At 38.0% G+C, this 15,484-nt stretch carries 12 protein-coding genes, 4 tRNA genes and 2 pseudogenes; 3 read left to right on the top strand and 15 right to left on the bottom strand.

Annotation, left to right across the window (positions count from 1 at the left end):
- Window positions 1-336, top strand: a 336-nt coding sequence (locus tag BLP58_RS05135) for a transposase (RefSeq protein ID WP_143000318.1), incomplete at its 5' end; no start/stop codon positions are given.
- A 100-nt stretch (window positions 337-436) separates the two neighbouring features.
- Here the strand turns inward: BLP58_RS05135 and BLP58_RS05130 are convergent.
- Window positions 437-2,209 carry an oleate hydratase gene (locus BLP58_RS05130; protein ID WP_013854588.1) on the bottom strand — a complete coding sequence of 591 codons (1,773 nt, stop codon included), beginning with the start codon at window positions 2,207-2,209 and terminating at the stop codon, window positions 437-439.
- Between the two features lie 109 nt (window positions 2,210-2,318).
- On the opposite strand from BLP58_RS05130, the gene BLP58_RS05125 reads away from it, so the two are divergent.
- On the top strand, window positions 2,319-2,831 hold the full coding sequence (locus tag BLP58_RS05125; protein WP_013854589.1) for a TetR/AcrR family transcriptional regulator: 513 nt from the start codon (window positions 2,319-2,321) through the stop codon (window positions 2,829-2,831).
- 7 nt (window positions 2,832-2,838) lie between these two features.
- On the opposite strand, the gene BLP58_RS05120 is transcribed toward BLP58_RS05125, so the two are convergent.
- From BLP58_RS05120 to BLP58_RS05095, 6 genes are all read right to left on the bottom strand, one after another.
- Complete coding sequence (locus BLP58_RS05120) at window positions 2,839-4,305, bottom strand: MFS transporter (protein ID WP_025084126.1); 1,467 nt, start codon at window positions 4,303-4,305, stop codon at window positions 2,839-2,841.
- A 61-nt stretch (window positions 4,306-4,366) separates the two neighbouring features.
- Window positions 4,367-4,439 (bottom strand) — tRNA-Val (locus BLP58_RS05115).
- A 4-nt stretch (window positions 4,440-4,443) separates the two neighbouring features.
- Window positions 4,444-4,519: transfer RNA gene (locus tag BLP58_RS05110), tRNA-His, on the bottom strand.
- Between the two features lie 6 nt (window positions 4,520-4,525).
- Window positions 4,526-4,599: transfer RNA gene (locus BLP58_RS05105), tRNA-Asp, on the bottom strand.
- Window positions 4,600-4,616: 17 nt separating this feature from the next.
- Window positions 4,617-4,703, bottom strand: a tRNA-Ser gene (locus BLP58_RS05100).
- A 108-nt stretch (window positions 4,704-4,811) separates the two neighbouring features.
- A complete protein-coding gene (locus BLP58_RS05095; protein ID WP_003633097.1) occupies window positions 4,812-5,312 on the bottom strand; it encodes a GNAT family N-acetyltransferase in 501 nt (166 codons plus the stop codon).
- Between the two features lie 399 nt (window positions 5,313-5,711).
- On the opposite strand from BLP58_RS05095, the gene BLP58_RS12630 reads away from it, so the two are divergent.
- Window positions 5,712-5,780, top strand: a complete 69-nt coding sequence (locus tag BLP58_RS12630) for a hypothetical protein (RefSeq protein ID WP_219349973.1) — start codon at window positions 5,712-5,714, stop codon at window positions 5,778-5,780.
- Window positions 5,781-5,916: 136 nt separating this feature from the next.
- Here BLP58_RS12630 and BLP58_RS05085 read toward each other — a convergent pair whose 3' ends face one another.
- From BLP58_RS05085 to BLP58_RS12320, 8 genes and pseudogenes are all read right to left on the bottom strand, one after another.
- The gene (locus BLP58_RS05085) at window positions 5,917-6,294 is read right to left on the bottom strand and encodes a hypothetical protein (protein WP_013854591.1); all 378 of its coding nucleotides are present in this window, start codon (window positions 6,292-6,294) and stop codon (window positions 5,917-5,919) included.
- Window positions 6,294-8,187: pseudogene (locus tag BLP58_RS05080) on the bottom strand (SNF2-related protein). The gene BLP58_RS05085 and the pseudogene BLP58_RS05080 overlap by 1 nt, the downstream one beginning before the upstream one ends.
- Window positions 8,168-9,460: pseudogene (locus tag BLP58_RS05075) on the bottom strand (ParB N-terminal domain-containing protein). The pseudogenes BLP58_RS05080 and BLP58_RS05075 overlap by 20 nt, the downstream one beginning before the upstream one ends.
- A gap of 1 nt (window position 9,461) precedes the next feature.
- Complete coding sequence (locus BLP58_RS05070) at window positions 9,462-12,437, bottom strand: type III restriction-modification system endonuclease (RefSeq protein WP_013854592.1); 2,976 nt, start codon at window positions 12,435-12,437, stop codon at window positions 9,462-9,464.
- Window positions 12,438-12,440: 3 nt separating this feature from the next.
- Window positions 12,441-13,193 carry a hypothetical protein gene (locus BLP58_RS12745; protein ID WP_404804741.1) on the bottom strand — a complete coding sequence of 251 codons (753 nt, stop codon included), beginning with the start codon at window positions 13,191-13,193 and terminating at the stop codon, window positions 12,441-12,443.
- A gap of 31 nt (window positions 13,194-13,224) precedes the next feature.
- Complete coding sequence (locus tag BLP58_RS12740) at window positions 13,225-14,346, bottom strand: site-specific DNA-methyltransferase (protein ID WP_074484249.1); 1,122 nt, start codon at window positions 14,344-14,346, stop codon at window positions 13,225-13,227.
- A gap of 10 nt (window positions 14,347-14,356) precedes the next feature.
- Window positions 14,357-14,602: a helix-turn-helix domain-containing protein gene (locus BLP58_RS05055; RefSeq protein WP_013854594.1), complete on the bottom strand. Its 246-nt coding sequence runs from the start codon at window positions 14,600-14,602 to the stop codon at window positions 14,357-14,359.
- A complete protein-coding gene (locus BLP58_RS12320; protein ID WP_013854595.1) occupies window positions 14,583-15,272 on the bottom strand; it encodes a DUF2326 domain-containing protein in 690 nt (229 codons plus the stop codon). Before BLP58_RS12320 ends, BLP58_RS05055 begins: the two co-directional genes overlap by 20 nt.
- Between the last annotated feature and the right edge of the window lie 212 nt (window positions 15,273-15,484).

Raw genomic sequence — 15,484 nt, 5'->3', positions numbered from 1 at the left:
GCTTTAGAGAACTCATATAACCTGATGCAGAGTTTTATTCAAGCAATTGAAACAAACAACACTCAAGAGCTTAAATCATTGATTACCAGCAAAGATTCAATTGGAACCCTAATGCATAAGACGCTGCTAACTTTTAAATACAATCTAAAAGCGGTGCTTAACGGTGCGGCGCTGCCTTATTCTAATGGCTGTCTTGAAGGCTTCAACCGCAAAATCAAGCAAATCGAACGAACAGCTTTCGGCTATTCCAATTTTATCAATCTATTAACCAGAATTCGTTTAGAGGAAAATCAATATACAGAAAAAGAGCCAAACATCCTTTTAATGACTGCCTGATTCTATTCATTTACTCTCTATCAACAGGATTTGACAAAGAGCCATAATAACAGAAAAACTGCCGCATGGCACGACAGTTGCTCTGTTTTTATCCAATTATCTAAATCAACTTATATTTCTTCATTAATTCTTCAATATAAGTGCCCTTGACCTTCTTAAGAATACCCTTAATTGCCAACTTTTCGGGCATTGATACATCAAGATCCTCAAGCTTCTTTTGATCGTTCAAGTAGTACATTGCATTCATCAACATTCTGACATCGAAGGCAGAAGCAAAGACTTCTGGCACGCCACGATCAATATCAAGCAAGGTGTAAACAGCTTCCATGGCGGTTCTAACTGAATATTCAGTAGTAAAGACGGTGTCTCTTGGAGTTTCCGCAAAGTTACCGATAAAGGCCAAGTTCTTAGAATGATCTGGCACAACCTTTGGTCTATCGCCTAATGCTCTAGGCATGAAGTAAGAGGTAATGTATGGCATATGTGCTGGAATAGTTGTAGCAGCTGCAGCCATTTCAGGGATTTTTCCTTCTGGAACACCCATGTGGTAGAGCCACTCTTCACACATTTCCATCCCTGAACAATCAGGCATAGTCTTTTGAATATAATTGCCTTTAGTGTCTGAGAACAAACCATAAAGCCAAACAATCAATTCATTTGGTTTTTGAGCCTTAAAGTGTGGTTGACGACTGATTGAGTAACCCAATAACCAGTTAGAATCCTTAATTGTAGTAGGACCACTAGTAACAATTGAACCGCTGTGTGGGTCCTTCTTGTTAACTGCTTCAATGAATGGCACAATATCATCATTCTTGAAGGTAATCGTAGCTGACATTCTCCAGTTGGCCTTTGGAATATCATGGCAAAAGACTTCTGGATGACCAAAGTCTTCATCTTGAGCCGCAAGGTTCTTCCATAATTGCCAGCTAGCACCTAATTCATACTCTGCTGGAGCAGGATGCGTATTGTCACCATAAGTTGTGCTTTCAGTAATTGAACCGTTAGTAACAAAGACCAAATCATTTGGCGTTAAGTCAATGCTCTTCTTTTCGCCATTTTCGGTTAAGATAATTTGCTTAGCAACTTTTTCACCATTTGAACGGTTGACAAAGACATTATCCACAATCGTGTTGTAGTGGAATTGTACGCCATGATCCTTCAAGTACTTAACCATTGGCAAAATCAATGATTCATATTGGTTGTACTTAGTAAAGCGTAGTGATGACAAGTTCTTAAGCGTTGCTACGTGTTGTACGAACCGCATCAAGTAGCGACGCATTTCCATTGCACTGGCCCATGGTTCAAAGGCAAACATCGTTGACCAATACAGCCAGAAGTTTGATTCAAAGAATTCTTTAGTAAAGACCTCATTAATCTTCTTGTTTTGCAAGTCCTTTTCTGGAGTCAAGCAAAGATCGACAATTTCCTTAACGGCCTTTGGTGTTAACAAAAGTTGACCATCAGTTGGCAAAGCTTGACCACGATTAACAATGACACGGGTCTTAGCGTAACTTGGGTCTCTTCTATTCAAGCGATAGAATTCATCCAAGATAGATTCGCCTTCGTGCTCAGTTGAAGGAATTGATCTAAACAAATCCCACAAGCATTCAAAATGTGGTTCCATTTCACGTCCACCACGAATGATATAGCTTTCCTTTTCTTTATTATAAATACCATCCATTGAGCCACCAGGTAAGCCCAATTCTTCAAGGATGTGAATATGCTCACCCTTCATTTGACCATCACGGATTAAGAAGACGGCACTGGCAAGAGCTGCCAAACCTGAACCGACGATATAAGCAGATTTTTGATCAACGTCTTTTGGCTTTTCAGCCTTTACGAATGCCTCATAATTACCATTGCTATAATGCATAACTGCCACTTCTTTCAATTAATCGTTACACTTGTAACTATTTACAGCTATAATAATAGTGTAAGCGATATCATTTGTCAAATTAAAACTAATCAAAGGATGATTTTTTATGAATATGAAAAGCCTGCACACGCAGCAACATATAGAAAAAGCTTTATTTTCTTTATTACAAAAAAAGCCTTACGCAGAAATTTCCATTGCAGAAATTACGCGTAAAGCTCATGTTTCTCGAACTTCTTTTTATCGTAACTATAGCCAAAAAAATGATGTATTAACGCTATTTTTGGCTAATCAATATAAAAAATTCATTGTCGATATCAATGAACACAAATTAAAAACATTGACCAAGCAGTTAGTAGCTTACCTAACTTTTTTCAAAGGAAATCCCAAGGTCATGAAAATCTTATTAGACGCTGGCTTTGAAGGGAGTCTATTAAACTTTCAAACTCGCTACTTAAAAAAGCTGCTTAGTGTCTACCACCCTGACTTAAATTTGCCAGATTATGCAATTGCCTACCAATCCGGCGGAATTTACATGCTTTTAATCTGGTGGGTGAAGCAAGATTATGCTACTCCACTAGAAGATTTAATTAATTATGCGGAAAAACACATTATGCTTTAATGTCTTATTATTGTAGTTTCTTACGCTTTTTACCAAAGTTAAAGTAGAAATTCAACACAAAAGCGATGATTAACAAAATTAACGATACCAACATAATCTCTTTAATCCCCGCATGGAAAATTGTTCTCATTGTTGGTACCAATTCCTGAGGCAATAATTTGGCACTTTTTGCATCACTTAACTTGTTCATCATTGCCATCGTAATGCCCTTATATGTATGAACGCCGCTTGCCAAGTTCAAGTTCATAATTACGCCGTACACAGCTGCCATGACGGTTTGAGCCAAAATTCTAATCAAATATGAAGTTGAAGTAGCCGTAGCCATATTTTTCAATCCAGCATCAAGTTGAACCTTCAATTGCATAGCAACGAAGATAAAGCCAACACCGATTCCTGAAAATGCACCGATAAAGGTCAGCATCTGTACCGGTGTATGGATATCTGCTAAAAATAAACCAGCTGATGAAATCATCATTGCAATGATTCCGATTAAGGCTAATTTAAATGTACTCATGTGCTCTTGAATAGCCGCTACACTTTGAGAGGCTATGATTTCCACGATTGAATTAGGAATCAAAGTCATCCCACCTAAAAGTGCAGATAAACCAAGCAATGCTTGAGCCCACATTGGCATGTAGGTGTTAACTGCAATGAATGCACCCCAAGTAAAGGCAAATAAAAGAAAGTCACCATCTAAATCTTTATTTTTAAACAAAGATACTGGGATGATTGGATTAGCTGCATGATTCTCTCGAATAAAGAAGAGAACAATAAATACTAGACTGATGATAATCAAACTAATCACAATCCAATTAGCAGTTAAGCCAACTAATTGAACACCCATCAAGAATAAAAGCAAGCCAATAACTAACAAACCAGCACCAGGAATATCGAAGACTGGTGTTTTTTCTGGTGTAACAGGCTTGTAGTAGATAAGGCAAATGATTAATGCTATCAAACCAATTGGAATATTAATATAGAAGACCCAGTGCCAAGAAAAGGCATCGATCAGCCAACCACCAACTAATGGTCCTAAAATTGCAGCACCATTCCAGCTAGCAGTCAAGTAGCCAAGGACCTTGGTTCTAGTTTTAATATTTTTAAAAACGTAACCGGCAATAATGTAAGGAAGAGATCCCATGCCACCTGCGCCGATCCCCATAATGAATCTAGAACACAAGAAAAAGATGATATTTGGTGCCATTCCCTGCAAAGCAGCTCCAAGCACAAATAATACTAGAGAAATTTCAAAGGCCTTTTTATTAGTGATTTTCTCACTAATCTTAGTCCAAATTGGGATCGAAATCGACATCCCTAATAAGAAAATCGCCACAATCCAGCCCATAAACTGAATCCCATGCAAAGCTGCCACAATTGTCGGAATTGCAGTATTAATAATTGTTCCATCAAGTCCTGACATTACATTCCCAAGCATCAGGGCAATCGTAACCATTGTAATTTGTTTTTTATTCATTCAACTTTCCCTTTAAAAAACAAAAACTCCTATTATCAGCGATAATAAGAGTAAAAAAATATGGAGGATACAGGGCTCGAACCTGTGACCTCCTGCTTGTAAGGCAGATGCTCTCCCAGCTGAGCTAATCCTCCATTATGGGGCGGAATGTGGGATTCGAACCCACGCATGCTGGATCCACAAACCAGTGTGTTAACCCCTTCACCAATTCCGCCATAAACGGTCCATGTGGGATTTGAACCCACGATCTCCTCCGTGACAGGGAGGCGAGATAAACCACTGCTCCAATGGACCTCCAATGGACCAATCAGAGGAGGATGTGGGATTTGAACCCACGCGCGGCAGAACCGCCTAACGGTTTTCAAAACCGTCCCCTTAAGCCACTTGGGTAATCCTCCATAGCCGAACAGATACTATTATACTAAAGTGAGATAAAAGCGCAAGTCTTTTTTGCAAAAAAATGCAGTTATGTCCAATTTAGAACATAACTGCATCTCAAATAATTTTTAATCATGCAAATTCTTTTGATATAGCAAGTACTTGTATTCTTTTCCAGCAATTTCCACAAACTTTTCGGTAGCATTATTAACCCAGCCAAAATGTTCAAAAAATTGTCGTGCATTTTCATCTCCATCAATGCACCACAGATAGATCTTGCCGTAACCCATCTTTTTCAATTCATTTTCGGCAGCATTAAGCAAAGTTTTTCCGATATTAAAGCCTTGGAAATCTGGTTCAACATATAAAGCCATTAATTCGCCGCACCCTAGCATGCGAGTATCACGCGGGCGACCATAGCTCACCGCAGCACGAATTTTATTGTCATCATCAATAAAAATTAAATTGTGACGGCCACTTTCATTCAACCGTTTAACCCATGCATTTTCAGGAATATTATCTAAAAATACATCTGGCAATATATCTTTATATGTATTTTGCCAACATTTTTGAAAAAGTCGACTTGTTTCTTTTGCTTCATCTTCAGAAATTAGTGGTTTAATAATCATTTTCTACTTCTTTGTAAGAACAGTTACAGCTTCAACATGCAGTGACCCGTGTCTGGCAATTGCACATTAGGTACAAATTGCGCCCTGTCGCAATAGGGAATGTCTACGAAATAGTAGCACATATATCTACACGACTCAAAAATGCTAATAGATCTAGATTGTGTAGATGATTAGCTGATCAAAATTATATAGCCATCTGTGGTAACAGAAGATCCACAATGGTTAGTAGACAAACGTTTGCGGAAACCTGAACTATAAATATCAAAGCAATCATCCAATTATGACATAATCACCTTTGCGAGAAGTTTTATGGGCGGTGTCTGTTCCCTCGAGATGAGGTGGTTCCAATGAGCTATTCTTCAGAAAGGATTACGGCCCGTGAGCGTCTACCAGATACTCATGCTAGCGTTAGCATTTGCGACTTTCATCGTTGCATTACTAACCTTTATTTTCACATTCTGTGCATAATAAAAGATCGTCACATAACTTTGGCCAGTTGCGGACAATCTTTTATTAGATAAAAAGTAACTAAGCCACCGCCTTTAAAGCGGCTCGCTTTTTTGTCTACATTCATATTTTACCATCAGTGATTACTAGTGGCAAATTACAGATCCTTAAACTGCACATTTCCATTTGGAAATAATGCATTAAGTACTGTTGACTCATGAGCTGATGTTATTTCAAAAATAAAACTATGCAGGTTTCTTTTAGTAATTTGACCGTTAAATTGTCGGAACTCCAGAATAAAGCCCTTGTAATTTAATAAATAATTGTTGCTCTTCATCAAACGGTCGTACCTTGTTTTGGTTACTTCTTTATCCTCAGCATTAATAAAACTTTGTAATGCCCTAGCTACAGTAACCCCTTGCTGTATATCGTTTTCCTCTAATATTTCTAACTTATTTTTAAAGCTTAAAATATATTTCACTCTATCTTGGAGTTCGTTGAGTATTATATCTTTTATTAGTTGTATAGTTTCCATCACTTATACCTCCCCATCACAATGTCCTTAACTTCCTGCAAGTAATCGTCAGTATATTCAGGAACAAGCAGCTGACCATCGATTGCATCCAGCATCACTTTTTCTTTATCTTTTAGTTTCTTGTAAACTATCCTGTCGATAAAGCCCATATGTGCAACATCGCCCTTGGTCATCAAATAGTAGTACCTTGTGTATTGATTTGCTGGTAGTCCCAGACGGTTAATCCGATCTCGGGACTGCAACATGAAGGTCCAATTAAAGTTGTATTCGAAGTAAACCGCGTCGTGTACAGTTTGATGCAACGAAATGGATTCCCCCTAAAGTGTTAGGATTCGATACCAGTACTTGTGCATCACCGGTCCGGAATTTATTAATCATTCCTTCTCGATCCTGTTTTGGTGTCGCTCCATAAACCAAGGTAGTTTTAATGCCCATGCCATTAAGAGTATCAGTAATCTTTTGCATAGTACCGACAAACATACCCCACACCAGGACCTTTTTGCCTTGACTGACCAGCTTATCAATCAGATCAATGCCCATTTCAAACTTAGGCGCCTCTATCTTAGTTAAATCATATTTCTTATAAGCTTCTCCGCTACTGAAATTCTCTTTTTCAACCGTGGCCGTCTGTTTATCCCACACTCCAGAATCAGCATCTACCAGTCCTGATTCTTTATAGTTGATGTTAGTGCTCAGCAACTCCGGGTTTGTCGAAGCCTGAAGTAACCTGATAAAGGTCGCCAATATTCCGTTTTTATTTTCATAAATCGCCTGTGCCAGCAGCTCCTGATTTTTTGATGGAGCTACTTCTTTAATAATATCTGGATCCGGTTTAGGAACCTGAAGATCCTGCTTGTTGGTCCGCCAGAAAAATGGTGATAACTTCTTATTAACATCTTCTGGATCAATATTATTAAGAGTAGTCAGATCCCAGGCAAAGAATGAAGAGTATTCATCAGGATACATTAAATGCAAGAAATTATAAATATCTCTAAAGCCATTGGGAATCGGTGTTCCAGTTAACACATATCGATAATGTGGTGCCCTACTGAGACTGAGAGCAGCTTTAGCTCGCTGGCCACCGACGCCTTTAACCCGGTGAACCTCATCAAAAACCAGCATCGTTTTCGAGTCCAACAAGTCATTGATGATATTTAATTTGCTCTGCAAGGCTTCGTAGTTGATCGTGATCACATCTGACTTAATCCAATCATGCTTAACGGCTCCGACATTATTGTTGTACTTTTTGTCCCGCATATTGAGATAATGAAGTTCACGCTTTGACCCAAAAACCTCCTGGAATTCTGTCCGCCATGCAGCAAAAGCATTCAATGGAGAAACGACTAACAGCTTATCAACTTCATTAACTCTAGGACTAGATAAGTAAGCAAAAGTGCCATACATCATAGCAGTTTTGCCAGCACCTGGCACCGAAAAGTTAGCAGCTCGCTTCATGATAGTCATGAAGAAGCTGGCCTTTTCTTGTTCAGGCTTTAATGACCGGGTAAATTCTTGACTGACAATCGCCCTAAAATTGTCAAACTCTTGCTGCCAACGAGGATCACCGTCTTTAATTGTTAACCCCGCCTGGCTTTGCTCTTTGATGTAGTATTGGCGTTGCTGCACAAACCGATCGAATTTGCTACTAGTTTGGACTTCTGGTAATCCTTTTCGTTGTAGTCGACGATTAAGCTTTTTGACTAGCTCCAGCAACTGAACATAAGTCAAGTCTTCCTTAAAATTACGTTGCTCAGGATCCTTAAAATATGGAGCAAAGATATCTAATCCGCGTTGGGCAACCTTGGTTTCCAGTGTATGGTGATCATCATCTACCAGCTGAAACAAGCCGTCATCATTCTTGATAATGATTGGATTATCTGATTTCATCCCCATACTTGCTGAACAACTCCTTACTAAATTGGTTTAGGTCACGCATATATTTCTGCAGTTCCTTTAGTTGATCTTCACTAACCTCGTTGTAACGAAGACTCCCAATCAGGCCACCATCTTCATTTAAGTCGTGGTAGTACTTCACATTCTGCTTTATATTGCGGATGAACTTATCTACAGACTCACTATTACGGGCATTTCGCATATAGGTGTCAAAGGTATCACCAAGCTCTTCAACGGTTTCGTTTTCATCCGTCAAACTCTGCATCAGATCAGAGGTAGTGTGAATTTCCTCGTCCTGAAGTGATTCTGAAAGATCATCAATCATGTCAGCTACATCATCATTGAAATCTTCATTGTCAACACTATTAACGATATTTTTACCGTATTCACGAATATGAGTCCTGGCTGTATTACCACTAACGCCAACATGAATTTGATAAAGAATAACGCCAAAATATGAATTCATCGTTTCATTCTTGCGAACTTGAGATTCAGGATCGTCGCCAAAATTCTTAGATAACGATTTACCCATTTCATAGAAAAGTGACCACACTTTACTTTCCTTGATAATGTTGAAATTATTCTCTGAAGCACCAATAAATTCCAGAAACTTCTTCATATAGACCGCACCATCATAATATTTTTTAACTTCTGTTGGTCGCATATGAGAATCAGCTGCGTAATCGGCCTGAGTCATAATTGGATCATCACCGCTAGTGGTTTGATAAATATCCACAGCCAGATCAACTGGATCATAATCTTAGCGCTCTTCAACACCCATCTGAATGGCTAACTCTAGCTTTTTGATCTTAGCACGCTCAGTAGTGTTACCATATGAAAACGGCAAAACAACAGCTTCAAAATATACTGTCCTACCAGTAGATTGACGAATATTACGTAATGCCGTATAGCGACGATTGCCATCTACAATCCGTCCGTCATCCAGTACGTACCCATAAACTTGCTGACCAGACTCTTGTATCGATTTTTCTGTCCGCTTCAAGGCTGATGAATTGTCTTGTTCGATTAATTTAGCAACAAAATTGTTATATTGTGGATCTTCTTGATCATTGGCTGGATTCAATTCATCCTGATACTGTGAAATACCGGTTGCAATCCGACCATTTTTGTCATTGTAATAGACATATTCTAGTGGAATCTTGTAAACATCCAGCGTTTCAGAGCTAACCCCATCAACCTTAATCGGTAACTTGGGCTTGGCACCAGTTTTCTCTAACTTTCCCTCTTTAGCTAATTCGATTAGCGACAACATTTTAGTTCAACTCCCCATTCTCCAATTTATTGATCAAATCATGTACTTCTTGCTCACTAGTAGCCATCTGATAGTAAACTCCAGATTCCTTTAAATGATCAAAGTACTTTTGTTGAATAATCCGGATTTCTTCATCACCTAAACGCATGTTTTCAGCTTTAGTTTCAATCACCAAATAGATCGGCTTACTACCATGCTCAATCTTAAAAATAAAGTCCGGTGTCGTCGTCCCGTTATCGAAACGTGGAATTTTGATTGCTTTCTTTGGTAGCTTGCCAAAAACACTGATCTTAGGTCCATATGAGCGCTGCAAAATTTTCAATTCTGGATCCGCACTGTCATAACGCAGTGGTGGTCGATCATACAAGTATTTTTCATCAGAAGTCGAATTTGACTGATATACGCCCAGAACACTAGCAGGAATCGAATCTACAAATTCATGTTTCTTGGCATTATAAATCGAGGTAGAGGCTGAAAACTTCAAAGGTTCATAACTATAAGAAGTTTTGATTCGTTCGTTAAATTGATTGTTAAATGTTTGTATTAAGTTTCCCAGTGTCTTTTCATTGATATAGTTGGTATTGTTCCTTAACCTCTTAATTGCTTTAATCATTAGGTTGTTCAACAAGTTAACTGACAAGTCCGTTTGCTTAGCCAAAATTTTGAGAAACTTACCATATTTCATAGTTAAATATTCAGTACTATAATCCGCTTGCGTCTCTTTGACAATAGCATTGCCGCTAGTAGTATCAACCTCTTGATGAACCATTTGCGGACATTGCAAAACAAAAATCTTATTATCGCTATCGTTAAATACGTTCCAAGCCACCGTTTCAGCATCCTTGTTCACTGACGGATCAAACCTAATCATTTGACGTTTAGCTAACTGCAACCACAAATTCTTCAGTTGCTGCCAGTTTTGCTTCCGTAATTTAACCGTTGTGCTATCTTTCGAGTTTTTATCGCGAACCTTATCCTTGGCGACCTTAGTTTCTTGTACTAATTCTGGGTAAAGATGGCATAAAGCATCATAGCCAGACATTGTTTGACCATCAAGTTTTACTTCGTCCTTAAACTTATTAGAACGGGTAATCACATTATGATCATCCAAATCATCAAGCAACTGATCCTCATCAAATTTAGGGTCAGTTTTTTGTTTGGCTTTAACAATCAGCTTGATCATGTCATCAGTTAACTCTTCTTGGTTTAATTGAATTGGGGAATCATCATTAATTTCACCAACAAGTTTCTGAGCAAAGTCTCGTTCATCATAGCCGATTAGGAAGGAAAGGCGACTTGGCCATTCATCCTGATTCAAACGGTGGCCGGTTTCATCAACAGGCAGCCGTAACCCCCGACCAACTTCCTGGATTTTGCTAATTTCAGAGCCAGAAGTCCGTAGCTTTGCAATTGTGAAGACATTTGGATTGTCCCAACCTTCACGCAGTGTCCACTTAGAAAACAGAAAGCGCCGGGTCAGCCAATTACCATCTTTATCTTTAAAACTGAGCAATTTTTCCTTATTACTTAGAATGTCTTCAACTTCAGCCTGAATGTCGGCATCAGAACTGCCTCGATCTTCACTGAAGTAACCGGCATAAACATCCTGATGTTCTGACTGCAAACTCTTCAAGGTAGCCTGTAAGAAGGAGCGGTACTCTTTTTCCCGATCATCAATCGCCAATTCAAAACGATCAATTAATTTTTTGAGTTTCTTGGTTAAAATATCCTCAAAGTGCTGAGCAAGCCAACCCTTACCACTGTTTTCGCCACGGAAGCTGGAAATACTATCAATAAAGAATAAGGATAGAGTCTTAATCTTTGGAGCATTCTCCCCTGAATTTAAACGTAGGAAGTTTTCTTCCTCAGCCTTAAAGTGGCAATCTAATGCCTGTGAGATAATTTCATCCTGATAGTTTTCCGCAAAGGTACCAGGGATCAATTTCATATCTTTGGATAAAGCCAAACCATTGGAAAGTTCCCGGTCAGTCCCACCAGCGTAAGTAATATTGCCTTCAAAGCCAGCATCCACATCAGCCAGATTTTCACCTACGTTTAATGGATAGTCTTTGCCACCCTTGGTCAAAACTAATTCTTTAGCTTTGACTTGCTTAACTTTATACCAGTTATTTGCCTGTTCTTCTGGCATATCAGGATAATCAATATCGATACCCTTAACCAGGCCTTGGTTAAAACTGGCCACGGCGTCCAAGTTAAATTGAGGTTCACCACGGTAATAATCAATCTTAGTGATTTTGTTCTTGCCCCGACCAGTGGTAGTTTCTGGGAAAGTAGCACCGAAACGCACAATTAATTGTGGCTTCATTGCTTCAATATCTTCATAAAACTTTTTACCACGTGGAAAACGTTGCGGTTCGTCAATAATAACGACTGGTCGAGTAGCTGCAATCGCTTTAATTGGTGATGTCTCACCACCGAGTAAAGTTTGATCATAGTCATCACGGTGCATCGACTTAGAGTGCAGCATTCCCTGATTAACCAACAAGACTTCAATTTGGTTCGCATTTTGCCGCGTAGCTTCGACAAATTCTGATAATTGCGCAGGAAAGTTTCGTCGTCCTGAACGTGCACTAAAATCACCCGCATTAATAACGTTTAATTGAACCCGGGTATTTTCGTAGAATTCACTAAAGTGCTGTTTAGCATAATCACTGGTAATAAAGCTACGGGTACCCTCCTTAATGCTAGGGCTCGGCACCGCAATCACAAATTTAAATAAGCCATATTTTTGATGAAGATCATACATCATTCTGGTATAGACATAGGTCTTGCCAGTACCTGTTTCCATCTTGATATCGATATTAGCTTTATCGTTATAACGATATTTAATTAAAGGATTGGCATAAATGTAATTAGCATTAGGATCACTGGACATCGTGTCCATACCAGGAAAAGCTTTATCAATGGCTGCCAGGGCAGCGGTTTGGTGTTGTAAAGTTTCTAATTTAATCTTCATGGCTTAGTACCTCTTGATTAAAGTTACTTTACTGTCTAATTGCTTCAAACCATTTTCAAGTTCACGTAGTTCAGCTACATTAAATGAATAACCAAATAGTACAACAGACTGTATTTCTAATTGGTAAGTTCCAAGTTTATTTAACAGCTCTTTAGTTTGCTCTGCTCTCCAACCTTCATTAATTAAGTACAGACGATTGTCTTCAACTTTGTAAGCAGTATAATTACTAAATTTAATTTCTTCAACATCAGCATCAAATGAATAGCCATCTTTAGCTAACCAAGTTGCTAGAATGGTTTCTTCACCTGTAGCATCCCCATCAACGGCCAAGGCATGACTAGAAAATCCATCCACCATATTAGTGAATAAATTAGTATTATTTGGATCAAAGTCATCAATCTCTTCAAGCGTTTGTTTAACTGGCTTTACTACTCGATAATGTTTAAAACTTCCATCAAAGTTTTCTGGCAGAGTTAATTCGTTATCTTCACGAATCTTTTTGGCAGCACGACGAATACGTTCACGAGAGATTTCGTCGATGGATTTAAAGCCAGCATCATATGCCGCTTGGCCTCCCTTAGTTGGTACTTCTTTACCATCCTTATTAATGTGATAAGTTTTCTCTGGAAGTTGCACCATGATGAATTTGCGATGACCATCATCTTCAGAATTCAGCTGCATAACCGCATCGGCGGTTGTAGATGAGCCTGCGAAAAAATCTAATACAGTAGCATTTTTATTGAAGCATGTAAACATCTGTAACATTTTAATTATTAAGCTTACTGGTTTAGGAGTATCGAAGTAATTCCCCCCCCATCAGCTTTGATAGTCTAGAAGTTGCAGAAGAAGTATAAAACTTTTCGTCCCACCAAGAATCAACAGTCTTCCTCGACTTTTTAGCTTTTGATAAATAATATTTCTGTTGTAAGTTATTATCAGTTTTTACTATTAATCCCTGATCATACATTTTCTGCATACGTTCTTTAGAAAATCTCCAATAACCGGATACACCTAAGAAATTATAAAATGGATTTCCTTTTTTGGCCCCGCCAGGACCATCTACAGGTACCAATTTATATTTACCATTTCCATCTTGATGATTAAAACCATTGAGTTTTGGTGTGGTACCAATTTCTTTTCTACTATCAAATACTAATCTTTCATTTTTTGCGTAAAGTAATATTTGATTATGGCTATTTGATACAATCTTATCATTTGAAATCGATGCTCGGGATTTGTGACATATTTGCGATATTAAATTTGCTTCTCCAAATATTTCATCACAAGCAAAGCGTAAATCAGCTTGTTCATTATCATCAATTGAAATAAAAATTACACCTTTGTCAGTTAAAAGTCTTTTAGCGAGTACTAATCTTGGGTACATAAATGTCAACCAAGCGGAGTGACTAGACTTGCCTTGAATACTCTTTAATCGCTCTACCTGATCATCATCTAAGCCAAACATGTCTTTCAGTTGCTCATCGCTGTATTCAAAAGAATCCGGATATACGAATCCGTCGCTGCCTGTGTTGTAAGGGGGATCAATGTAGATAACATCAATCTTATTTTGGTAAGACGTTTGCAAATGGCGTAAAACTTCCAAATTATCCCCAGTAAAGAATAAATTTTTACTGTTCTTACCTTCACCTTGATTTTGCTTTTCATCGGGGACAATTACAGTACTCGGCATTTCACCTGCCTGACGACGCGCATAATCTTTACCAATGAAATCTAGCTGATAGCCCTCACTCAGCTCATTAACATTTTTATCTTTTAGTTGGTTCCTAAACTTATCTAAATCAAAAGATCCTTCCTTGGTAAAGAATTCAGGCAGCTTTTCTTTAAGTTCATTTAAGAAAGCAGTGTTCGGCTGTACAGTTTCATTGTATTTTTCATTATCCGTTTGCATGAAATTTCTCCTATTCTTCGTTAATTGGTACAGTTTCGCAAATGTCATTAAGGTTGCAATCTAAGCCAGTGCATATTTTCATCAAAAGATCTGTAGTAACATTAGCATCTTTTCCTAACTTAGCAACGGAAGCAGCGCTAACATCGCATTTAGTTTGTAAATCTTTTTTCTGTAATCCCCTATCAATCAATAATTTCCACAATTTCTTGTAGCTAACCTTGTATTTAATTTTTAGGTTATTTGGTTGCTTGCTCATTCCATGATCTCCCAAACAGTTCTTTACCACCACGTTCAAGTGTCAGAACCGTATTCTCTCTAATAATCTCTTGTGCTTTTTCTGATAATACTTCAATACTATCAATTGAAATAAATATCTGCTTAGTTTCTTGAGCATACATTTCAATAATTCTATTTCTACGATCAATCTCAATATTTGAAAATAGTAGTGAATCATGAATAAAGAATGGTAAACGTGTTAAGTCAAGACAAGCTTGATCAAAAATTATTAATCCTTTGAATGATGTCCCTGTACCTTGGTCATTAATCGTTTCAAAATTGTATTCTTTTGGTTTTAATTCAATTCGTGGAGGTTGAAATGAATTAGATCCGCAGACCTGTTCGTTTAAACTGGCCATTTTAGTGTTCAAAGAATGCTGTACTTCTGATAATTCATTATTAACAGTTGCATTTAAAGCATCTCGCTGATCTTTTTTGTCTTGTTGTAGTTTTTTCTTCTTCTGATAATTTTTATTTTCGTCTTCTAATTGCTTTAATTCTGCTTTTTTATCTTCCACATCAGTCTGTGGAGTACGAATAATCAAATCTATTAGGTGACAAAAGAATTTAGGGCGACCTTTATTATCTTTACTCTCATCAGGGTCACCTAAATAAGTCCATAGCATGTCAAAAAAATCAGAAAATTCCATATCAATCACGCTCAACTTTCGGACCAAAAAAGGGGCGATTTTGTCCCAAACTGTCCGAGTTCATATTTTCTTTTCCAATATACTGATTGTGAATTAAAAATAATAAATCCATTCACCATTTAAGTATACCGCTTACATACGCGCTTCTCAATATTAATTCGGCGAACGTGAATTTTGTCTATTTAATTCAGCATGCATCGTCAAGCTAACGG

Source organism: Lactobacillus kefiranofaciens (assembly GCF_900103655.1).
Classification (GTDB): domain Bacteria; phylum Bacillota; class Bacilli; order Lactobacillales; family Lactobacillaceae; genus Lactobacillus; species Lactobacillus kefiranofaciens.
This window is presented reverse-complemented; position numbering and strand designations above follow the sequence as displayed.

Bases quoted from the DNA above. Each gene is read 5' to 3' on its own strand.
- BLP58_RS05055 (WP_013854594.1), bottom strand. From the start codon at position 14,602: ATGAGCAAGCAACCAAATAACCTAAAAATTAAATACAAGGTTAGCTAC.
- BLP58_RS12745 (WP_404804741.1), bottom strand. From the start codon at position 13,193: ATGTTTACATGCTTCAATAAAAATGCTACTGTATTAGATTTTTTCGCA.
- BLP58_RS05085 (WP_013854591.1), bottom strand. From the start codon at position 6,294: ATGGAAACTATACAACTAATAAAAGATATAATACTCAACGAACTCCAA.
- BLP58_RS05125 (WP_013854589.1), top strand. From the start codon at position 2,319: ATGAATATGAAAAGCCTGCACACGCAGCAACATATAGAAAAAGCTTTA.
- BLP58_RS12320 (WP_013854595.1), bottom strand. From the start codon at position 15,272: ATGGAATTTTCTGATTTTTTTGACATGCTATGGACTTATTTAGGTGAC.
- BLP58_RS05130 (WP_013854588.1), bottom strand. From the start codon at position 2,209: ATGCATTATAGCAATGGTAATTATGAGGCATTCGTAAAGGCTGAAAAG.
- BLP58_RS05120 (WP_025084126.1), bottom strand. From the start codon at position 4,305: ATGAATAAAAAACAAATTACAATGGTTACGATTGCCCTGATGCTTGGG.
- BLP58_RS05070 (WP_013854592.1), bottom strand. From the start codon at position 12,437: ATGAAGATTAAATTAGAAACTTTACAACACCAAACCGCTGCCCTGGCA.
- BLP58_RS12740 (WP_074484249.1), bottom strand. From the start codon at position 14,346: ATGCAAACGGATAATGAAAAATACAATGAAACTGTACAGCCGAACACT.
- BLP58_RS05095 (WP_003633097.1), bottom strand. From the start codon at position 5,312: ATGATTATTAAACCACTAATTTCTGAAGATGAAGCAAAAGAAACAAGT.